The 20,838-nt window shown below is 60.7% G+C and carries 17 protein-coding genes; 11 read left to right on the forward strand and 6 right to left on the reverse strand.

Translation table 11 applies throughout. From position 1 onward, the window contains the following. The first annotated feature begins 302 nt into the window (after positions 1 to 302). On the forward strand, positions 303 to 1,961 hold the full coding sequence (locus CD175_RS07595; protein ID WP_104448369.1) for a nitrite/sulfite reductase: 1,659 nt from the start codon (positions 303 to 305) through the stop codon (positions 1,959 to 1,961). Continuing rightward, positions 1,945 to 2,439: a DUF934 domain-containing protein gene (locus tag CD175_RS07600; protein WP_104448370.1), complete on the forward strand. Its 495-nt coding sequence runs from the start codon at positions 1,945 to 1,947 to the stop codon at positions 2,437 to 2,439. Before CD175_RS07595 ends, CD175_RS07600 begins: the two co-directional genes overlap by 17 nt. Before the next feature lie 52 nt (positions 2,440 to 2,491). On the opposite strand, the gene CD175_RS07605 is transcribed toward CD175_RS07600, so the two are convergent. Next, positions 2,492 to 6,379, reverse strand: coding sequence for a dermonecrotic toxin domain-containing protein (locus CD175_RS07605; protein ID WP_104448371.1), 3,888 nt, complete (start codon positions 6,377 to 6,379; stop codon positions 2,492 to 2,494). A gap of 828 nt (positions 6,380 to 7,207) precedes the next feature. Beyond that, positions 7,208 to 8,230: a protease SohB gene (gene sohB, locus CD175_RS07615; RefSeq protein WP_046038501.1), complete on the reverse strand. Its 1,023-nt coding sequence runs from the start codon at positions 8,228 to 8,230 to the stop codon at positions 7,208 to 7,210. Between the two features lie 199 nt (positions 8,231 to 8,429). Here sohB and CD175_RS07620 point away from each other — a divergent pair, with 199 nt between their 5' ends. The 5 genes from CD175_RS07620 (at position 8,430) to CD175_RS07640 (ending at position 12,961) form a co-directional block, all read left to right on the forward strand. After that, positions 8,430 to 9,140, forward strand: a complete 711-nt coding sequence (locus CD175_RS07620) for a histidine phosphatase family protein (protein ID WP_104448373.1) — start codon at positions 8,430 to 8,432, stop codon at positions 9,138 to 9,140. Between the two features lie 64 nt (positions 9,141 to 9,204). After that, on the forward strand, positions 9,205 to 9,519 hold the full coding sequence (locus CD175_RS07625) for an SCP2 sterol-binding domain-containing protein (RefSeq protein ID WP_007976511.1): 315 nt from the start codon (positions 9,205 to 9,207) through the stop codon (positions 9,517 to 9,519). Positions 9,520 to 9,769: 250 nt separating this feature from the next. Further along, a complete protein-coding gene (locus CD175_RS07630; protein ID WP_095966810.1) occupies positions 9,770 to 10,633 on the forward strand; it encodes a LysR family transcriptional regulator in 864 nt (287 codons plus the stop codon). 106 nt (positions 10,634 to 10,739) lie between these two features. Continuing rightward, on the forward strand, positions 10,740 to 11,885 hold the full coding sequence (locus CD175_RS07635) for a sterol desaturase/SRPBCC family protein (RefSeq protein WP_104448374.1): 1,146 nt from the start codon (positions 10,740 to 10,742) through the stop codon (positions 11,883 to 11,885). Next, entirely contained in the window at positions 11,882 to 12,961 is a 1,080-nt protein-coding gene (locus CD175_RS07640; RefSeq protein WP_104448375.1) for an SMP-30/gluconolactonase/LRE family protein, read from the forward strand. The genes CD175_RS07635 and CD175_RS07640 overlap by 4 nt, the downstream gene beginning before the upstream one ends. Before the next feature lie 126 nt (positions 12,962 to 13,087). Here the strand turns inward: CD175_RS07640 and CD175_RS31310 are convergent, their stop codons facing one another. Together CD175_RS31310 and CD175_RS07645 are read right to left on the reverse strand one after the other, a co-directional pair. Further along, positions 13,088 to 13,249: a hypothetical protein gene (locus tag CD175_RS31310; protein WP_167399505.1), complete on the reverse strand. Its 162-nt coding sequence runs from the start codon at positions 13,247 to 13,249 to the stop codon at positions 13,088 to 13,090. A 109-nt stretch (positions 13,250 to 13,358) separates the two neighbouring features. Continuing rightward, a complete protein-coding gene (locus CD175_RS07645) occupies positions 13,359 to 13,592 on the reverse strand; it encodes a DUF465 domain-containing protein (protein WP_104448376.1) in 234 nt (77 codons plus the stop codon). Positions 13,593 to 13,810: 218 nt separating this feature from the next. On the opposite strand from CD175_RS07645, the gene CD175_RS07650 reads away from it, so the two are divergent. Then, positions 13,811 to 14,332 (forward strand): DUF4142 domain-containing protein, encoded by a 522-nt coding sequence (locus CD175_RS07650; RefSeq protein ID WP_104448377.1) that lies wholly within the window; start codon positions 13,811 to 13,813, stop codon positions 14,330 to 14,332. A 585-nt stretch (positions 14,333 to 14,917) separates the two neighbouring features. On the opposite strand, the gene CD175_RS07660 is transcribed toward CD175_RS07650, so the two are convergent. Next, positions 14,918 to 17,029, reverse strand: a complete 2,112-nt coding sequence (locus CD175_RS07660) for a hybrid sensor histidine kinase/response regulator (protein WP_104448378.1) — start codon at positions 17,027 to 17,029, stop codon at positions 14,918 to 14,920. A 180-nt stretch (positions 17,030 to 17,209) separates the two neighbouring features. Then, positions 17,210 to 17,899 (reverse strand): GntR family transcriptional regulator, encoded by a 690-nt coding sequence (locus CD175_RS07670; protein ID WP_007973313.1) that lies wholly within the window; start codon positions 17,897 to 17,899, stop codon positions 17,210 to 17,212. Positions 17,900 to 18,039: 140 nt separating this feature from the next. Between CD175_RS07670 and CD175_RS07675 the strand changes: the two genes are divergently transcribed. The 3 genes from CD175_RS07675 to CD175_RS07685 are packed head-to-tail and all read left to right on the forward strand — an operon-like array spanning position 18,040 to position 20,829. Then, positions 18,040 to 19,125 (forward strand): ABC transporter ATP-binding protein, encoded by a 1,086-nt coding sequence (locus tag CD175_RS07675; RefSeq protein WP_104448379.1) that lies wholly within the window; start codon positions 18,040 to 18,042, stop codon positions 19,123 to 19,125. A 1-nt stretch (position 19,126) separates the two neighbouring features. Next, on the forward strand, positions 19,127 to 20,044 hold the full coding sequence (locus tag CD175_RS07680) for an ABC transporter permease (RefSeq protein WP_007973317.1): 918 nt from the start codon (positions 19,127 to 19,129) through the stop codon (positions 20,042 to 20,044). Then, complete coding sequence (locus CD175_RS07685; RefSeq protein WP_007995935.1) at positions 20,041 to 20,829, forward strand: ABC transporter permease; 789 nt, start codon at positions 20,041 to 20,043, stop codon at positions 20,827 to 20,829. The genes CD175_RS07680 and CD175_RS07685 overlap by 4 nt, the downstream gene beginning before the upstream one ends. Positions 20,830 to 20,838: the final 9 nt, after the last annotated feature.

Genomic DNA, 20,838 nt, shown 5'->3' on the forward strand with positions numbered 1-20,838 from the left:
GTTGCTCATTGCATCGCCTCTTGTCGGTTTTATCGGTGATTGCATAAAGACTCGAGCAGAGTAAAGACGACGATTGCCCGCATCACAAACAGGGTCTTTGCAACAACGATTCTCATTAGGCGATTTGGTTCTTTACATATGCTCAAACATCACTTTTACGCATAACTGCAAACTGGTATCTTGCCCCGGCTCCGTAGGGAGTGCGCGGCCGTGCGCGCAGAATTGCCGAGGTTTTATCGGACGCCAGCCAGCCAAAAAACGCCGCTGTTTCCGACCGGCCCAAGCCTGAGAACAGGACTTATATGTACGTATACGACGAATACGATCAGCGGATCATCGAGGACCGCGTCAAGCAGTTCCGTGATCAGACCCGACGCTATCTGGCAGGCGAGCTGAGCGAAGAAGAATTCCGCCCCCTGCGCCTGCAAAATGGCCTTTACATCCAGCGTTTCGCACCGATGTTGCGAGTCGCCGTGCCTTACGGCCAACTGACTTCGCGGCAAATGCGAATGATGGCCAAAATCGCCCGGGACTACGACAAGGGCTACGCCCACATCAGTACCCGGCAGAACGTGCAGTTCAACTGGCCGGCCGTGGAAGACATTCCGGACATTCTCGCTGAACTGGCCACCGTGCAGATGCACGCGATCCAGACCAGCGGCAACTGCCTGCGCAACGTCACCACCGACCAGTTTGCCGGTGTCGCCGCCGATGAACTGATCGACCCGCGCCCATGGTGCGAGATCGTGCGCCAGTGGACGACTTTCCACCCGGAATTCGCCTACCTTCCGCGCAAGTTCAAGATCGCCGTCAACGGTTCGACGTCCGACCGCGCCGCCATCGAAGTCCATGACATCGGCCTTGAGCCGGTGTACAACGCCGCTGGCGAACTGGGCTTCCGTGTTCTGGTCGGTGGTGGCCTGGGCCGTACGCCGGTGGTGGGTGCATTCATCAATGAATTCCTGCCATGGCAAGACCTGTTGAGCTACCTCGACGCCATCCTGCGGGTCTACAACCGCTATGGCCGTCGCGACAACAAGTACAAGGCGCGGATCAAGATCCTGGTGAAAGCGCTGACGCCTGAAGTCTTCGCGCAGAAAGTCGACGCGGAAATGGAGCACCTTCGCGGTGGCCAGACCACGCTGACCGAAGCCGAAGTGCAGCGCGTCGCCAAACATTTCGTCGACCCGGACTACAAGGCGCTGGACAACCAGTCCGCCGCCCTGGCCGAGCTCGACCTGCAGCACCCGGGCTTTGCCCGCTGGCGCGCACGCAACACCCTGGCCCACAAGAAACCGGGCTACGTGGCCGTGACCTTGTCCCTCAAGCCAACCGGCGTCGCACCGGGCGACATCACCGACAAACAGCTCGACGCCGTGGCCGACCTGGCCGAGCGTTACAGCTTCGGTCAACTGCGTACCTCTCACGAGCAGAACATCATTCTGGCCGATGTCGAGCAGGACAAGCTGTTCGTCCTGTGGGGCGAGCTGCGCGAACAAGGCTTCGCCACGCCGAACATCGGCTTGCTGACCGACATCATCTGCTGCCCGGGTGGCGACTTCTGCTCCCTGGCCAACGCCAAGTCGATCCCGATCGCCGAATCGATCCAGCGCCGTTTCGACGACCTGGACTACCTGTTCGACATCGGCGAGCTGGACCTGAACATTTCCGGTTGCATGAACGCTTGCGGCCACCACCACGTGGGCCACATCGGCATCCTCGGGGTGGACAAGAAAGGCGAAGAGTTCTATCAGGTTTCTCTCGGCGGCAGCGCCAGCCGTGACGCCAGCCTGGGCAAGATCCTCGGCCCGTCCTTTGCCCAGGAAGCCATGCCTGACGTGATCGAAAAGCTGATCGACGTGTACATCGAACAACGTACCGAAGACGAACGCTTCATCGACACCTATCAGCGTATTGGTATCGACCTCTTCAAGGAGCGTGTCTATGCAGCGAATCATTAAGAACAACGAGGTCGTCGACGAGACCTGGCACCTGCTGCCCAAGGACTTCAACATCGACGAAATCAGCAACTGCGACGACTTGATCGTCCCCCTGCAGTTGTGGCGCGAACACAGTCGCATGCTCCTGGCCCGCGATGGCGGCCTGGGCATCTGGCTGGATGCCGATGAGGAAGCCGAGGAAATCGGTGAAGACGTCGCGCAGTTCCAGGTCATTGCCCTGAACTTCCCGGCATTCACCGATGGCCGCAACTACTCCAACGCCCGTCTGCTGCGTGACCGTTACGGTTTCAAGGGCGAATTGCGGGCCATTGGCGACGTGCTGCGTGACCAGTTGTTCTACATGCATCGCTGTGGTTTCGACGCGTTCGCCATTCGCCCCGACAAGGATCCGCACGAAGCCCTGGAAGGTCTCAAGGACTTCTCGGTGAGCTATCAGGCCGCGACCGACGAACCGCTGCCGCTGTTCCGTCGCCGTTGACCGTCACCCCTTGAACCCCGGCCCCGGGGTTCAAGGGGCTTTATCCTTGACGCTAGAACACCGGATGTTCCACCAGCGGAATCGGCCGCCCCATGGCCACCCAGTCACGGTACAGCCGGACTCGATCCTCCAGCACCATGAACAACCTGAACGGGTTTTCCGCATCGCCAACCCGCGTATCGACACTTTGACGCAACCAGCCCCACAACTCTTCTGACGTATCCGCTTCGTGCAGCAAGCGCCACACGCGCGCCTGCAGCGACCGATAGCCGACCTGGAAATCCGCCGTCAGGCGCAATCCATCCATGACCCGCAGCAACGTACTGCCCGATGGCTTGACGGCCAGTCGTTGCCAGATCTGTTGCCGCGCCTCGCGCACGCTTTCATCGCCCTCCTCCAGCCAGGGCGTCGCACTGCCGTAGTCGGCACCCGGTTCACTCAGCCACAGATTGATGCCGGTACGCTCGCGATGATCGACCAGGCGCAGCAAGGTATCTTCATCCGTCAGCGGATTACCCCACAGTTTCACCCGGTCCCGGGAGACCGCCTGATTCAGTATCGATTGGGGAACCCGGCTGATCCGGTTGCCTCGCAAGTCGAGCGAGGTGAGGTACGGCTGATCGGCGATGCCTACCGGACAACGGCTGATCCCGGTGTTTCTCAGGTTCAATACACGCAACTCATTGAGACCCAGCACAACGGGCGGGACGGTCAAGGGGTTGTCACTCAGGTCCAGCGTTTGCAAGCTCACCAGATCACCAAACTGTGCAGCCGTGTTCTCCTGAAACTGCAGCAGAGTGGAGCTCAGGTTCAGCGTAGTGAGACGGGTCATTTGCCGAATCGGTGGAGGCAACACACCTTCCAGTGCGCCGTCTGCGCTGAGTCGACGCAGGTTGACACGCTCCAGGCTCAGGGAACGCAGGTTCGGAAAACTTTCGAGAAAGGCGCTCAGGCTCTCGCGCTCGATCAGGTGCAGGCCCAGCATCGATAACTCGACGACCTCATTGAAGCGTACGTTCATCGTCGGCAACCGATGGTAGTCCTCGAAAGCCAGGTCCAGCCTGTACCCGGAGAACGCCTCACCCGACATCACTCTATTGATCCGGGGCGCGCATTTTTGCCAGATGCTCATCAGTTCATCGCCCAGTTCGGTCCGGGTTTCACGCTCGAAATCGATCACGGTTTGCAGCAGTTCGACATTGTGTGCCTCGACCTGCCCGGGGCTCATGCCCGCTGCATCATCATCGCCCACGGCCAGAAAATCGATGTCCATGTCATCGGCATCCAGCACGGACTGGTCGATCCACTGGCGTAGATCGGCATGCAACTGCTGCATCTGCGCAATCAGGCGATCCACCAGTGCCTGAGCCCCGGCACCCGCGTCAAACAGCAACTCATCCGCTTGGGCATCGGTGAAATCCGGATACAGATCCTTGACCTGCAGACGCATGACGCCATGGGTCAGCGCTGCGGCCTGTGGCGTGTTCGGGAAGCCGCCACCGCGCAATCCCCCGGCTTCGAAAGGCAACCGCGAATCCATTCGATTCAAGCCGAGTATCAACTCGGAACGGGCCAAGGCATGATCACCAATGCGCAACCGCAACTCGCTGGCAGCATCCTGCGAGTCAAGCGACATCGCCGTACGTTCCTCCACGGACAATAGGTCAACCAGCGCGGTAAACAGATCCGAACCCTCGTCATCGGTAGCCGCCACTGCGGTGTATCGATAGCGCTCACCAACCTTGATCAAACGCCGGCAATCCGTGGAATCGAGCGGACCGCAGCGGTCGAGGACACGGCCGCTGATTGCCCCGTCGAGCACCTCGATACGCAGGCCTTGCGGCCAGTCGGGCAGGCGCGGCAGAGAGTGCAGTGCCAGGACATCGGTTTCGGGGTTCCGGACCGAACGCAAATACAAGCCTTCATAGGCCCGGTTGAGTCGTACATGCTGTTGGTATTCCCGCGATTTGTTGTCCAGTCGCTTAAGCAATTGCAGCGCCTCGTCAGCGTCGAAGGGCCGATGGATGTCGACTCCCGAACGGTCGAGGATTTGCTCCACGGCGCTTTTCGGCAATCCTTGGTATTCGCGCTGAAACAGGCGAACCCATTCGCGCTCCGAGTGCTGGAGCGTCTGATAGCGGGCGTTGAACAATCCGGCCCGTGCTTGCGCATCGGTGACGGCTTCGAGTTCCTGATCGAGCTTGAAGCGTGTGATGGTATCGGCCAGCAACGGCGTTGGCGGACGACCCGCCTGCATCAGGCGCAGCATATCGTCGTCGACCGTGCTGACCCGGGCGATCTGCCCCAGCACCTCATCACTGAAAGCGGCATGGGGTGCGCACACCTCACGCAACAGCGCTACGCGGGTCGACACCGGCGCCGGAACCGATCCGGCTACGGGCTTGGCCAGCGTTCCGGGATGCGGCTCGCTCGCGGGTTCTCCAGGCTCGTGCAGGGTTCCGGCGATTTTTTCTTCGCCCTTGAGTGCCACCACGGCCCCGACCAGCGGGAGCGCATTGAGCAAGCCGAACACAGTGCGCGACACGCCCTCGGAGCGCTGCTCCGGTGTCTTGCCGTTGATGGCCTGGTCGAGGCCATAACCGGCGTCGATCAGGCCGGCCAGCACCAGGACGCCCTCGCCTCCCGGAATGAACAATGCCAATGGCCCCAACCGGTTGATCCAGCGCACCAGCGGCTCCACCACCGCGCTCAGGTTGTCGCGATTGACCTGGGCATCGTCACGGATGGTTTTGACGCTGGCCATCGAGGCCTGCTTCATGGTCAGCACCAGTTGCGCGAACGGATCGGTGCCTGAGGGCGGGCGCTCAAGATCGATGTAATCCTGCGGGTTCCAGAAACCGTCGTCGTTGAACAGCCCGGCGCTCCTTTTCAGCCAGTGTTCGTTCGGGTAAACCGCCATGCCCTCCAACGCGGTCGACACGCCCGCATGGAAGGTGCCGTCTTCCCGATCGTTCTCGGCAAAATGCGCGAGCAGCGCCTGGCGTGTGGCCGGCACCTTGCCTTGGGCCACGATCCATTGGCGCAGGTGCCGCCAGTCGGTGAATTCATGCAAGGGTGAGGAGTTGCCCGGGATGTTCAGCAGGACCCGGCCGCTGTGACGGTGGCGATAACACCAGATATCGTCCGACGTGTAGCGATAGATCGTCAGCCGTCCGGCCTCGATCGGTGCGCTGACACGAGTCGGCGCCTGGAGCTGATCGAGGGTCAGCGCACTCCATGCCTGCCCCGCTGGCAAGTCGGCGGCCTGCATGGCCAGGGCCAGGCCTTCCTGACTCAAACTGCCCTCCTGGTGTTGCAGGCAGGCGCTCATGATAAAGGCGGCCTTGGCCGAGGTTCTCAGGTCGTAAGGCTGCGCCTGGACGATTCGCTTATCGGAGGGCCAGGCACGATCAAGGTATGCCTGATAGCGGGTTTGCAAATCCAGCTCCCACACCCACTGTTTGAACGCCGCCGGCCTGAGGGCAATTTGCGTTGCCGGTCCATACACCTGGGGCGTGGTCTGGCGATAGATGCCTTCGTAGGTATGGTGGTTGCCATTGCCGTGGTCGGCGAATTCATCGACATGCTCCACGATGCGAATGGACGGGCCGACATCGGGCGGTGTGTACAAGCCAAACGCGCTTTCGGCGAAGCGCCCGTCGCCGACGGTCTGGTAGTTCTCCAGCAACGCCTGGACCAGGGTTTGGGTGCTTACCACCTGCCCCTGCTCGATACCGTCCTGCGGCGGGTGCCCGTGGTAGCGGTAATCCAGGGTGACCAACAGCGCGGTTTGCGGGTCGATGTCTAGCCCCCATTTCTCCTTGATCAACTGTGCACCGAACTGCTCGGGAGACTGAGGTAAAGCCGCGCTCACCACAGACTGCAGTGTTTCGCGCAATGGCGCAGGCTGGGGGTTTAGCGGTGTCTGGTGGTCATTCATGTGCATTCCATGGCAACTATTTTTGGAACACCAACATAACCAGCCGCCGCGTTGCCGAAAGCAGGAACGATCGCCTGCCGACTACAGAGATTTCGCCGTGCCGTGGAAGACATCGGGCAAGCGTTCGCAGGCAAAAAAAGGTTCTTCACCCCTTACCGGGAACCTGTAGGAGCCAGCTTGCTGGCGATGGACTCCAGTGCGCCGCGGTCATCCGGCTCACACGCGTTATCGTTAACGACCATCGCTGGCAAGCCAGCTCCTACAAAGGACCGCGCCCACACTGAAACTGTAGGAGCCAGCCTGCTGGCGATGGACTCCAGTGCGCCGCGGTCATCCAGCTCACACGCGCTTTCGTTAACGACCATCCCTGGCAAGCCAGCGCCTACAAAGGACCGCGCCCACACTGAAACTGTAGGAGCCAGCCTGCTGGCGATGGACTCCAGTGCGCCGCGTTTATCCGGCTCACACGCGTTATCGTTAACGACCATCGCTGGCAAGCCAGCTCCTACAAAGGACCGCGCCCACACTGAAACTGTAGGAGCCAGCCTGCTGGCGATGGACTCCAGTGCGCCGCGGTCATCCAGCTCACACGCGCTTTCGTTAACGACCATCCCTGGCAAGCCAGCGCCTACAGGGGACCGCGCCCACGCTGAAACTGTAGGAGCCAGCCTGCTGGCGATGGACTCAAGCGCGCCGCGTTCATCCGGCTCACACGCGTTATCGTTAACGACCATCGCTGAAAATGAAGCGCCCTCCAAACCAGTGAAAACACCAAAAAAAACCGGGGCAAATGCCCCGGCTGGATGTTTGGCAAAATTTCCTGGCCCGTTACCAGAAACGTTGCTGGGTCAAACGGCTCCACCAACTCAACAGCACGCGATCGACCGAGCCGCTGGCGGCCATGCCGATGCGCTCCGGCAGGCTTTTGCGTTCGGCGTAATGCAAGTGATAGAGCTCGGACTTGCTGGCGCGCTCAGCGAGGTATTCATCGCTGGTCTTGAGTTCGTCGACCAGGTGCTTGTCCAGCGCCGCGACGCCGAGCCAGATTTCGCCGGTGGCCACTTCATCGATCGCCAGTTGCGGACGGTAGCGCGACACGAAGTTCTTGAACAGTTGATGGGTGATGTCCAGGTCTTGCTGGAACTTCTCCCGGCCCTTCTCGGTGTTTTCGCCAAACACCGTCAGGGTGCGCTTGTACTCGCCGGCGGTGAGCACTTCGAAGTCGATGTCGTGCTTTTTCAGCAAGCGATTGACGTTGGGCAACTGCGCCACCACGCCAATCGAGCCGAGGATCGCGAACGGTGCGCTGATGATCTTCTGGCCGATGCACGCCATCATGTAGCCACCGCTGGCTGCGACCTTGTCGATGCACACGGTCAGGGGCACGCCGGCTTCGCGGATACGCGCCAGTTGCGAGGAGGCCAGGCCGTAGCTGTGAACCATGCCGCCGCCGCTTTCCAGGCGCAGGACCACTTCGTCCTTGGGTGTGGCGAGGGTCAGCAAGGCCGTGATTTCGTGGCGCAGGCTCTCGGTGGCCGAAGCCTTGATATCACCGTTGAAATCGAGCACGAACACCCGGGGTTTGGCCTCGGGCTTTTTCTTCTGCTTCTTGTCAGTCTTGGCCTGGGTCTTGCGCAGGGCCTTGAGCTGGTCCTTGTCGAGCAAGGTTTGCTCCAGGCGTTCGCGCAGCCCTTTGTAGAAATCATTGAGTTTGCTGACCTGCAACTGGCCGGACGACTTGCGCCGCCCCTTGCTGCGCAGGGCCGCAAAACTGGCCAGGACCACCAGAATGGCGATCACCAGGGTCACGGTCTTGGCCAGAAAAATGGCGTACTCGGAAAAAAACTCCACGGGGACTCCTCAAACGATGCGCGGCTTGAACGCGCGGGATACCTCCAGCATACCCATGCGCCGACCTTGCGACCAGCCGTGAAACCTCTGGCAACGGGCCTGTAACGAGCATTTCAAACAAGCGTATGTTTTTTCATTGACAGCTCACCGCCATCCTCATAACCTCGCCAAACCTTCAACGTACCGGGATGACGCGGACGTGGGCAGTATCTATTTGATTCGACATGGCCAGGCCTCCTTCGGTGCAGACGACTACGACGTCCTGTCGCCGACCGGCATTCGGCAGGCTGAAATCCTTGGCCGGCACCTGGCCGAACTCGGGATCAGCTTCGACCGCTGCCTGGCAGGGGATCTGCGCCGGCAGCAGCACACGGCCAACAGCGCGCTGGAACAATTCGCCGCGGTGGGCCTGCCGGTCCCGCTGCTGGAAACCGACTCCGCCTTCAACGAATTCGACGCCGACGCGGTGATCCGCGCGCTGTTGCCGGCCATGTTGCCGGACGAACCCGAGGCGCTGAACATCTTGCGCAACGCCGCGCAAAACCGTGGTGAGTTCCAGCGCATCTTCGCCCTGATCATCGAACGCTGGCTCGCCGGTACCTACGACACACCGGGCCTGGAAAGCTGGCTGGGGTTTGTCGAGCGGGTGCGGGCCGGCTTGCATCGCATCCTCGACCAGGCCGACAACACCCAGAAAATCGCCGTGTTCACCTCCGGCGGCACCATCACCGCCCTGCTCCACCTGATTACGCAAATGCCTGCCCGGCAGGCCTTTGAATTGAACTGGCAAATCGTCAACACCTCGCTCAACCAGCTTAAGTTTCGTGGTCGCGAGGTGACGCTGGCTTCCTTCAACAGTCATGCGCACCTGCAACTGTTGAAGGCCCCGGAACTCATCACGTTTCGCTGAGTCCGGACTATTGTGACCCTGGCTGTAATCACCCAGCTCTTATTACCCAAGAAAGGATTGAACCATGACCTCCGTAGCAGACGCCGTACAAGCAATGAAAGCCAAGTTCAACCCAGCCGCTGCTGCCGGTCTGGACCTGGTCTTCGGTTTCCGCATCGACGACACCAAGAACTTCTCGCTGATCGTCAAGAACAGCACTTGCGAGCTGCAGGAAGGCGAGAACCCGGACGCCCAGGTGACTCTGGTGATGGACGGCGAAACCCTGGAAGGCATCGTCGACGGTTCGACTGACGGCATGCAAGCGTTCATGGGCGGCAAACTGCGCGCTGAAGGCGACATGATGCTGGCCATGAAACTGTCCGAGCTGTTCCCGTCGTAAGCACCTGGCTCCCGGCCTTCGGGAGCGTGCCTGCTGCAAACGAATCCCGCCCCTAGTGGCGGGATTCGTCGTTTCAGGGTTCTAAAAAGACGCTCTGTGTGGCGAGGAAGCTTGTCGGATTGCCGCACCGTCCCGTTGGGCTGCGCAGCACTCGGTTCGGGGCCGCTGCGCAGCCCAACGCGAGAAAGCTCGCTCGCCACAAGTTCTGTGGTGCTCTTACAATGCTCACACTCCCCACACCGGCCGCCCCATGGACATCGACCTCGCCCGCACTTTCCTCGAAATCGTCCGCCATGGCAGCCTGGCTGCCGCCGCGCAAAAGCTCCATGTCACCCAGACCGCGATCACCGCACGGGTGCAGAAACTCGAGAGCCAACTGGGCAGTACCCTGTTCGTGCGCAACCGTGCCGGTGCTCGCCTGACGCCCAACGGTGAAGCGTTCGTGGTGTACGCCAACCAACTGGTGCAAACCTGGGACGCCGCACGGCGTGATCTGCCCTTGCCCGAGGGTTATCGCGATGTGCTGCATATCGGTGGCGAGGTGAGCCTGTGTAACCCGCTGATGCTCGGCTGGGCCGGCGAAATCCGCAAGCACATCCCCAGCCACGCCCTGCGCATGGAAATCCATGACGGAGAAAACCTCCTGCGCCAACTGGAGTTGGGCGTTCTGGATGCTGCGCTGGTGTATCAGCCCGAGTACTGGCCGCGTTTGCAGGTCGAGCAGGTGCTCGAAGAAAAACTGATCCTCGTGCGCCTCGCCGACAGGCCCGATCCTTATGTGTACATCGATTGGGGCGCCGAATTCCGGCGCCAGCACGATGCCGCCCTGCCGGAAAAAGCCAAGGCTGCGCTGAGTTTCAATCTTGGCCCGCTGGGCTTGCAGTACCTTCTCGAAAACGGCGGCAGTGGTTACTTCCGCACCCGTGTCGTGCAGAGTTATCTCGATAGCGGCGCCCTGGAACGGGTGCCCAAGGCTCCGGAGTTCAGCTACCCGACCTATCTGGTCTACTCCCGCGATCGTGACTCGCCGACGCTGCAACGCGCCTTCGACCTGCTGCGCGAGGTGATCGATTCCGACGAAGACTGGTCGCAACGCTGGGACCCGCTGACCTGAGACCGGTTTGCACCGGATCATGGCCGTTGTGTCCTCAAGGTTCACCCCGCCAAAACAGCGGAATCGACTAATCTGCAGGAGATAACAATAACCACAGGTGATTGCAGTGAGGCAGACCACCGAAGGATTCCGCAGCCATTACCGCGCTGCCATTCATCCGCTATACAACCCTTGGCTGCACGGCGCTTTTGTCCTGTTGTTCGGGGCGCTGGCGATCAGCGCTTTCTGGAGCAACGTGCATCAGGTACAGCCAAGGGAATGGCTTGCGGTACCCGTCACGCTGCTAGCGTTCAACCTCGGCGTGTACGTGGTGCATCGCCACCTGGGGCATCATAAAAAGCGCTTCGCCCGGCTGTTTTATGCCCGTCACGCCGGCGACCACCACAGTTTCTTCACCCCTGGCCACATGACCTACGACAGCGCCCGCGACTGGCGGGTGATCCTGTTTCCCGCATGGCTGATCGTACTGCACACGCTCGCCGTGGCCCTGCCCCTCTGGTGGCTGCTCAAGCACTTCGATAGCAACGTCGCCGGACTGGTCGGCGGCGTTCTTGTCCTCGGCTACCTGGCTTACGAGGTGTTCCATGCCTGCGAGCATCTGCCGTCGCACAATCCGCTCACACGGCTGCCGTGGATCCGCCAGATGCGCCGGCTGCACGAACTGCACCACCGCCGCGAACGGATGCAGGAGCGCAATTTCAACATCGTTTTCCCGCTGATGGACTACCTGTTCGGCACCCTCTATTGGGAGCCGGAACCTGCGCCGCTCAACCCGACGAGAACGCCCATGACCCGCATGCAGCATCAGATTGTCATTGCCGGACACCCGACCGATGTACTGGCCTACGCCAGCACCGTGACCCTTTGGCCGCAATGGCACCCGTCGTCGCTGCACATCGATGGGCCCAAAGGTCCATTGCATGCCGGCGCACGTTTCGAGGAGGACATCCGCGCCGGCGGCCGTGAAGGACACTTGAGCTGGGAAGTGGCGCAGTACCTGCCCGGCCAACGCTGGAGCGCGCGTGCCCAGGGTGACCATGGCCTGTCGCTGGTGGTGACCTACGAATGCGAAGCCCTGGGCAAGGACACACGTTTCGTCCGTACCCTGGAATACCGATTCAGCGGTCTGGCGATGCGGATTGCCAACCGGTTGTTGCTCAAGCGGCGCATCGACCGGGAATCGGCGGCGTCGATGCAAGCGTTGCGCGAGATGGCGCAGAAATACCTGGTGGCAACCGGAGTCAACGCGTGAGCAGAATCCTCAAATGCCTGCTGCTGGTCATTGTCGTCATCGGCGCCTTCCTGCTGCTGATGCCGACCAAGGTGCGACCGGTGGCCTGGACGCCACAACCCGCGCCATCCCTCTCCAGCGGCATCTACGCCGACAATCAGCGCCTCAAAGGCGTGGAGCGCGTCGGTGCCGCCGACATCGACGGGCCGGAAGCCCTGCTGCTGGAAAACGACACGCTCATCACCGGCCTGCACGACGGGCGCCTGATCCGCACCAGCCTGGATGGCAAGACCACCAAAGTCCTGGCCGACACCGATGGCCGGCCACTGGGCCTGGCCCGGCATCCCAATGGTCTGCTGGTGATCGCCGATGCCGTCAAAGGTTTGTTGTCTCTCGACGCCCAGGGTCGTCTGGTGGCCTTGACCACAGAGGCTGGCGGCGTTCCCTTCGGATTTACCGATGATGTGGTCATCGACAAACCCGGTCACTACGCTTATTTCAGCGACGCTTCGAGCCGTTTCGGTTATGGCCACGACGGTGAGGCCGTGCTCGAACACGGTGGTGACGGTCGATTGCTGCGCTACGACTTCCAGACCGGCAAAACGGCGGTTGTGCTGGACAAGCTGGAGTTCGCCAACGGCGTGGCCCTGGGACCGGACGATGCCTACGTGCTGGTCAATGAAACCGGCGCCTACCGTATCAGCCGTTATTGGCTCAGCGGCCCCAAGGCCGGCACCCAAGACCTGTTCATCGACAACCTGCCGGGCCTGCCGGACAACCTGTCATTCAATGGTCACGATCGGTTCTGGGTGGCGCTGTATGCCCCCCGAAACGCCCTGCTCGATGGCACGGCGGCGCATCCGTTCGTGCGCAAGATGATCGTGCGGGCCATGACTGTCCTGCCCAAACCCGTGGAAAAGCGCGGGTTCGCCCTGGGCCTGGACCTTGAAGGCAAGGTGATCGCCAACCTGCAGGACGGCAGCAGCGACAACTACTCACCGATCACCACCGTGCGCGAGTATGGGGACTGGTTGTATTTCGGTTCACTGAAGGCGCAGAACATGGCGCGGTTGCCTTTGAGCAAGGCGTTGCAATGATCTGTTGAGTTCAACCAAGCACCAATGTGGGAGCGAGCTTGCTCGCGATGGCGCCCGACCAGTCCGCATTTATATCGACTCACCCACCGCTATCGCGAGCAGGCTCGCTCCTACAGAGGACGGTGTTCACTCTGGATCGATGTCGACACCTTCATCCTCCGGCCATTCATCAATGCCCGGCTCTTCCTCGGGATTGACCGTGGTGTGTTCGGGGCTCAGCGGTTCGGGATGAGTGGGTATCGGGTCGTAGCCACCCTGTTGTTCACTGGGATATTTGGGCTGGGTCATGAGGCACCTCGTTGAGAGCCGTGATATCGGTCTCTGAGCATTCGAGGTGCCGGTTCTGGTGGCCGTTCCAACTTTTCAGCCACCGATCGTCGGTGGCAGGCACGCTGGATCAGGACCGCAACTGGAGTTGTTTGACGATCTTGTCCTTGACCTCCAAGCGCTTCGCCTTGAGCTTCGTCACCGCATCATCGCTGGATTTGGCTTCCTCCGCTTTCACCACTTCGGCATCAGCCAGGGAATACTTGTTGATCAGTGAATCCAGTAACGGATCCGTGGTGCGTTTCTGCTGGATTTCTTCCTTTGTGCAACTCAGATCCTGAAAAAGGTCATGGGGCACCGGCATGGAACACCTCCGTTTGTTAATCGGTAGCAAACGCCGACTGATTGCGTTCACCAACTATCAGAATGGCCTCGGTTGGCCCGTTCTGTCGACCACCTGTCAGACCAGCGGTGCCCGTTCGTCGTCCTGTCGCAAATGCGATAAAACCTTTGCCTGCGCCGCTGCCTCCACTGGTTAACGATCACTTGATCACCTTAGAAAACCTGTGCGGAGAATCACCAATGGACGGACTCAACGTGCGTCACCTGGCCCTGGTTATCGCAATGAGCAGCTGCATGGGCAGTGCCCTGGCTGCCACCTCCAATGACTTTGTCGACAAAGCGGCCGCCGGCGGCATCGCCGAAGTCGAGACCAGCCGGCTGGCCCTGGAAAAAAGTGCATCGGCCGACATCAAGAAATTCGCCAAGATGATGATTACCGATCATTCCAAGGCCAACCATGAACTGGCCGCCCTGGCGAAAAAATTCGACATCGAAGTGCCGGACAGCACGACGCTGACCAAACAAGCCAAGGAAAAAATCCTCGACATGCGCGACGAATCCTTCGACGCGGCCTACGCCGACAACCAGGTCAAGGCCCATGAAGAAACCATCGACCTGTTCAAGAAGGAAGCCAATACGGTGACGGACGACCGGGTCAAAGGTGCCACCGCGCTCAAGGGCTTTGCGCAAAAAATGCTGCCGGCGCTGGAAAAACACCTGCAAATGGCGAAAAAACTCCAGGCCGCCCATCCGAGCAAGTAGCTGCGTGATCCATGCATCCTTGTGGGACGGCGCTTGCTCCGGGAGTCGATCCGACGAACGCGTCAGGTCAGCAAACATCTCTATTGGATGTACCGGCCTCTTCGCGAGCAAGCCCGCTCCCACAGGTGCCGAGTACAGCCCCAAGAAATTGATCGGCTGTCAGACCGCCATCGCTGGCAAGCCAGCTCCCAGAACAGCAGAGTTGCGAACACCCGCTTCTCACCACTCAACAGGCCGAGCGTTAGCTCGCCTGCCGCTCTTGATCTTGATCCACCCGCCCCCTCGGCAGGCTGAGCGGAGGTGTTCATCCGGGGATGGGCGCGCAGCGCCGTTCGACGTAGTCGAACTCATTGCATGTAGGTCGAAGCGAAGCCGACCGGAGGGCAATGCCCCCGGATGAATGCCGGAGCGAAGGAACCCCGAGCCTAGGCGAGGGGCCGCACGTAAGGGGCGAGCGTTTTTTGCTTACTTTTTTAGGCGCTTGTAAAAAAGTGAGTCGCCGTAAGGGCGAAACCATAAGCCGCCGTTACCGAAGAAACGGATATGTACACAGTCAACACAGGCTCGCCCCCACAAGAAATTCTGTCAGCCACCAAGAACCGTCCGCACCATCTGCGTCAACGCTTCAGGACTATAGGGTTTGCTGAGCAAATGGGTATCCGGACTCAGCTGGTGATTGCGCGAGATGATGTCGCGGGTATGCCCCGAAGTGAACAGCACCGCCACCGGCGGCTCCTGCACCTTCGCCCAGGCCGCCAGGTCCGAACTCTTGATCAGACCAGGCATTACCACGTCGGTGAATATCAGGTCCACCGTCACCCCATCCAGCAACATTTGCATGGCGACGTCTGCGTTGGCGGCCGTGAGGACTTGATAACCCTCCTCGCCCAACAACTCCACCGCCGACACTCTCACGGCCTCATTGTCCTCGACCACCAGGATGCGTTCGTGCCCGCCCCGTGGCGGCATATCGGGGCCCGGCGTCTCACTGGGTACCGCGCGCAAGGTGCGCGGAAAGTACAACTGCACCCGGGTCCCCCGCCCCACGTCACTGGCGATTTCGATATGACCGCCACTCTGCTTGACGAAGCCAAACACCATGCTCAAGCCCAAGCCGGTGCCCTGCCCGTCGGCCTTGGTGGTGAAGAATGGCTCGAACGCCTGGGCCAGCACCTGTGGCGGCATGCCGACGCCGGTATCCGTCACGGACACCCGCACATAGTCCCCCGGGGCAATGCCCCTACCGACGCAAAACTTGCGATCGAGGACGAGGTTTTCCGCACACAGGTCAATCCTGCCCTCGCCTTGAAGGGCGTCACGGGCATTGATCGCCAGATTGAGAATGGCGTTTTCCAGTTGGTTGCGATCAACAAACACATTCCAGGAATCCTCAGGTGCCGTCATGTGCACCTGAAGGGTTTCACCCAGGGCACGCAGCAACAACTCCGCCAGGCCATCGAAAATCTGCCGCAATGTGAAGACCGCGGGCGACAACGGTTGGCGGCGGGCGAACGCCAGCAATTGCGAGGACAGCTTGGCACCGCGCTCGACGGCGGCAATCGACGCCGAGACCCGGCGCTGCACATTGGCGTTACCCCGCTCATGGCGCGCCAGCAAGTGCAGGTTGCCGGCGATCACTTGCAACAGGTTGTTGAAGTCATGGGCCACACCGCCCGTGAGGCCGCCGATGGCTTCCAGCTTCTGTGACTGGCGCAATTGATCTTCCGCCGCCAGCCGCGCCTCGACCTCATCGGCCACCCGCTGCTCCAGGTTGCGGGTGAACTTGAGCAAGGACTCTTCGGCGGTCTTGCGTTCGTGGATGTCGATCAGCACGCCGGGGAAACGAAACGCCTCGCCCTGTTCATTGAACTCGCAACAGCCACTGGCGAGTATCCAGAGGTAACTGCCGTCGGGGCGCCGGATCCGGTATTCGACGTTGTAGGGCTCGCCCGTCTCCACCGACAATCTGACGCGTTCCCGGACCCAGCTGCGGTCATCTGGATGGATGCGGCTTTCTGCGGTTTCCTGTGACAGGTTTTCCAGGTCTTGCCCGTGGGGATAGGAAAACGTGCGGGCAAAACGCTCATCGCCCGACAGCACGTTGGCCTTGATGTCCCAGACAAAGGAGCCGAGCAATGCACCGGCGTTCAGCGCCAGGCGCACCCGTTCGTTGTCGGCGCGGTAGGCGTCTTCAGCCGCCTGTCGCCGATGTTCGGAGATCACCCGATCCGTGGTTTCCACCACCATGGCCATGACCCCGGCCGGGCGTCCGTCATCGTCGGCTACCGGGCTGTAGTAGAGGTCCATCCAGACATCTTCCGGAACCCCGTCACGCAGCAGCACCAGTTCCTTGTTGCGAAAGGACAAGGTGCCGCCCGCCAGACAGGTGTCGACCACGTGGCGATTGAATTCGGCGACCTCGGGCCAACCCAGTTCCACGGCGGAGCCGAGCAGGTACGGATGACGCCCACCGGCAAACTTGGAATAAGCGTCGTTATAGATCATGTACCCGGACTGGCCCCAGAGCATCACCATCGGCAGCGGCGAAGCGAGCATCAACTGCACCGCGCTGGTCAGGCTCCTGGACCATGAGTCGAGCGGGCCAAGTTCGGTCTGGCTCCAGTCGAACGCACGAATGCGCCCGGCCATTTCGCCGTTCCACCCGGCACACCCGTGGCTATCCGCTAGAAACTGCATCGGCTGGCTCTATCCCGGTAAATGGCACCCGTTTGTTTCGAGCACTCTGGGCGCGATTCGTTTCATAGAGGTATAGCTGATGCGATGAAATAGCTACCCCTGTAGGAGCTGCCGCAGGCTGCGATCTTCTGACTTTGATTTTTAACAACAAGATCAAAAGATCGCAGCCTTCGGCAGCTCCTACACCTCAATCAGATGCTTGAGCGGGTTGTAACTGCTTTTCAGGGTCGCCGCGACATCGAGAATGGCCTTCTCGATGCCATTCAAATGCATGCAGGTCAGCTCGATGGCCGCGCTCTGGTTGCCCGCTTCGATGTACTCGATCAACCGCAGGTGTTCATCGTCGCGGCAGGCTTCGTGGCTGTCGTCATCGAGCGCGGCGGCATACAGCGAGGCCCGGGAAATCAGCTTCTGGAACCAGTCGAGCAATACCGGGTTGTTCAGGCTGCGGGCCAGTTTGATGTGGAACTCGCCGAGCAGGTGAATCAGCCGTTCGTGATCACCGCTTTGATGCGCTTCATCTTCCAGCAGCAGGTGATCGCGCAGATCCTGGGTCACCGCCGTATCACGGCGACGGCACAGTTCACTGACGATACCGATCTCGACCAGACGCCGGGTTTCGAACAGCGAGCGGATCTCCTCGTCACTGGGCAATGACACCGATGCCCCCTTATTGGGCTCGGTGGTGACCAACCCATCGGCCTCCAATTGCTTGAGCGCGGCCCGCACAGACGTACGGCTGACGTTGAACAGCTCGGCCAGCGAGGCTTCGCCCAGCTTCATCCCCGGACGCAACGAACGCTTGCTGATCGCCTCGTAAACCCCTTGGTAGACGCGGTCCACCGTGGTTTCCAGTTTCTTTTCCGTCATTCATCAACTCCTTGCGCCCTGTGCAAACAACCCTGGCGAATGATCAGCCTTTGAAAAAGGGGCTTGCACGAGCAGATTAATCCGGGTATTTCTAAATTGCATCCAGATTTTGCATACAATAATTAGAGGAATGCACCATTATGGGTCATCCAGTTGCAATTGAAGTGCGAAACGTCTCAAAGCGATATTCCGACGACCCCGGGCTGGCGCCAGCCCTCGACAATGTTTCTGTCGACATCGCCGACAACGAATTCTTCACCCTGCTCGGCCCCTCCGGCTGTGGCAAGACCACCCTGCTGCGCACCATTGCCGGCTTTGAGCACGTCAGCGACGGTGAGATCCGCCTCGCGGGCGAGCCGGTCAACGATTTGCCGCCGTTCAAGCGTCGGGTCAACACGGTGTTCCAGAGTTACGCGCTGTTTCCGCACATGAGTGTTGCGCAGAATATCGCCTTCGGCCTCGAGATGCAGGGCCTTGATCGCAAACTGATCCCGCAGCGGGTCGAGGAAATGCTCGCGCTGGTGCAAATGCAGCACCTGGCCAAACGCAAACCGGCCGAACTGTCCGGCGGTCAACAGCAACGGGTGGCTCTGGCCCGGGCCCTGGCGCCGAAACCGAAAGTGCTGTTGCTCGATGAGCCGCTGTCGGCGCTGGACCTCAAGCTGCGCAAGGAAATGCAGGTCGAACTCAAGCGCGTGCAAAAAGAAGCCGGGATCACCTTCATTTTCGTCACCCACGATCAGGAAGAAGCGCTGACCCTGTCCGATCGCATTGCCGTGATGTCCGCCGGCAAGATCCTGCAAATCGGCACGCCCAACGAGATCTACGAGCGTCCGCAGCACCAGTTCGTCGCGCAATTCATCGGCGACATCAACTTCCTCCCCGGGCATCTCAAGCGTGGCCAGCAGAACGAAAAGCTCTTCGTGCCCAACGGCATGCCCGTGGAAATCCCCTGCCCGGCCCAGGGCTTTGACGGCAGCAAGGTACAACTGGCGTTCCGCCCCGAGCGTTCGCAACTGGTCGAACCGTCGCAACCCCATCACCTGCGCGGCGTGATCGAGGCCGTGCTGTACGTCGGCACGGCCACGCTCTATCAGTGCCGATTGAACAACGACATCAAGGTCATGCTGCGCGAGAACAACGAAGGCCTGAGCCACGGGCGGGTGGTGGGCGATCGCGTCGCGGTCAACCTGCCGCCTCACGCCTGCCTGTTGATGGAGGCCTGAGATGAGCGTCAGCAGCACTTCCCCGGCCCTCAACCGCGCGCTGTTGCTCAGCCCGGTCGTCCTGACCCTGCTGGCCCTGATCGCCATTCCGCTGGGCATCATGGGCTACATCAGCCTGTTGCCGCGCAACGTCTATGGCGGCGTCGATTGGCAGGCCAACTGGCAATTGCAAAGTTATGTGCAGCTGTTCTTTCAGGAAGGTTTCGACGGCGAACTGGAACTGAACTGGGTCTACGCCCAAGCGTTGTTGCGCTCGGTGTTCCAGGCCGGCGGTACCACGGTCCTGTGCTTCCTGTTCGGCTTTCCGGTGGCGTTGTGGATGTCGAGCCTGACGCCGCGCCGACGCAACCTGATGGTGTTGCTGATCACCATCCCGTTCTGGACCAACCTGCTGATCCGCAACTATGCCTGGCTGATCATCCTGCGCGAACACGGCTGGGTCGCCCAGAGCCTCAACGCGCTGTTCCCCCAGGCCGGCGGCATCACCCTGCTCTACAACGATTTCGCGGTCAGCGTCGGCCTGGTCTACAGCTTCCTGCCGTTCATGATCCTGCCGATCTACTCGACCCTGGAAAAACTCGACTGGCGCCTGGTGGAAGCGGCCTACGACCTGGGCGCCAATCGCTGGCACGCCTTGCGGCGGATCATCCTGCCGCTGTCGATGCCGGGGGTGATTGCCGGTGCCTTGCTGGTATTCGTGCCGAGCCTGGGTGCCTTCATTACCCCGGCGATCCTCGGTGGCGGCAAGACGCTGATGATCGGCAACCTGATCCAGCAGCAGTTCGGCACCGCGCGCAACTGGCCGCTGGGCAGTTCGCTGTCGTTCCTGCTGCTGGGGATCATGTTGCTGTCCCTGGTGCTCTACGCCCTCTATAGCCGCAATGCCGCCAAGACCCAACGCCCAGGAGCCCAAGCATGATTGCCCTGCACCTGAAGAAACTGCCGCTGACCCGTGAAGTCAGCCTGTTGATGCTGGCCTATCTGTACCTGCCGATCTTCGTGCTGATCGCCTACAGCTTCAACGCCAACCGTTCGGCGACGGTGTGGACCGAGTTTTCGTTCGCCTGGTACGGACGCATCCTGGCGAACCCGTCGATCCAGACCGCGGCATTGAACTCGATCATCGTTGCCAGCATCGCCACGGTCTGCGCCACGGCGATTGCCCTGCTCGCGGCGCTGGCGACTTACCGGCCGTTCTACGGACAGAAAATGGTCGAAGGCGGGATCAACCTGCCGCTGATCCTGCCGGAGATCGTCACGGCCGTCGCCACCCTGCTGCTGTTCATGGCGCTGGGGATCAAGCTCGGTCTGCTGACGGTGATCGTTGCCCACATCGGCTTTTGCATCCCCTTTGCCTACCTGCCGATCCGTGCGCGGCTCAATGACCTGGACAAGAGCCTGCTGGAAGCGGCGAACGACCTGTACGCCAACCCCTGGCAGGTGTTTCGCCGGGTGACCTTGCCGCTGTTGTGGCCGGCGGTGCTGTCCGGTTCGGTGCTGGCGTTCGTGGTCAGCCTCGACGATTTCATCATGACCTTCTTCGTCGCAGGCCCCGGTTCGACCACCTTGCCGGTGTACATCTTCTCGGCGATCAAGGCCGGCGTGACGCCGGAGATCAATGCGATTTCGACCCTGATGCTGGTGATTTCCATCGTGCTGGTGGTGCTGGCCTTCTGGCTGGGACAGCGCGGCAAACAACAATGAGCCTGGAGG

Origin of the sequence: Pseudomonas laurylsulfatiphila (genome assembly GCF_002934665.1) — a bacterium.
GTDB classification, from domain to species: Bacteria; Pseudomonadota; Gammaproteobacteria; order Pseudomonadales; family Pseudomonadaceae; genus Aquipseudomonas; species Aquipseudomonas laurylsulfatiphila.

Excerpts from the sequence above, each read along its gene's own strand:
- CD175_RS07595 (WP_104448369.1), top strand. The coding sequence starts at position 303 with ATGTACGTATACGACGAATACGATCAGCGGATCATCGAGGACCGCGTC.
- CD175_RS07600 (WP_104448370.1), top strand. The coding sequence starts at position 1,945 with ATGCAGCGAATCATTAAGAACAACGAGGTCGTCGACGAGACCTGGCAC.
- CD175_RS07605 (WP_104448371.1), bottom strand. The coding sequence starts at position 6,379 with ATGAATGACCACCAGACACCGCTAAACCCCCAGCCTGCGCCATTGCGC.
- CD175_RS07625 (WP_007976511.1), top strand. The coding sequence starts at position 9,205 with ATGACCTCCGTAGCAGACGCCGTACAAGCAATGAAAGCCAAGTTCAAC.
- CD175_RS07630 (WP_095966810.1), top strand. The coding sequence starts at position 9,770 with ATGGACATCGACCTCGCCCGCACTTTCCTCGAAATCGTCCGCCATGGC.
- CD175_RS31310 (WP_167399505.1), bottom strand. The coding sequence starts at position 13,249 with ATGACCCAGCCCAAATATCCCAGTGAACAACAGGGTGGCTACGACCCG.
- CD175_RS07645 (WP_104448376.1), bottom strand. The coding sequence starts at position 13,592 with ATGCCGGTGCCCCATGACCTTTTTCAGGATCTGAGTTGCACAAAGGAA.
- CD175_RS07650 (WP_104448377.1), top strand. The coding sequence starts at position 13,811 with ATGGACGGACTCAACGTGCGTCACCTGGCCCTGGTTATCGCAATGAGC.
- CD175_RS07660 (WP_104448378.1), bottom strand. The coding sequence starts at position 17,029 with ATGCAGTTTCTAGCGGATAGCCACGGGTGTGCCGGGTGGAACGGCGAA.
- CD175_RS07670 (WP_007973313.1), bottom strand. The coding sequence starts at position 17,899 with ATGACGGAAAAGAAACTGGAAACCACGGTGGACCGCGTCTACCAAGGG.
- CD175_RS07675 (WP_104448379.1), top strand. The coding sequence starts at position 18,040 with ATGGGTCATCCAGTTGCAATTGAAGTGCGAAACGTCTCAAAGCGATAT.
- CD175_RS07680 (WP_007973317.1), top strand. The coding sequence starts at position 19,127 with ATGAGCGTCAGCAGCACTTCCCCGGCCCTCAACCGCGCGCTGTTGCTC.
- CD175_RS07685 (WP_007995935.1), top strand. The coding sequence starts at position 20,041 with ATGATTGCCCTGCACCTGAAGAAACTGCCGCTGACCCGTGAAGTCAGC.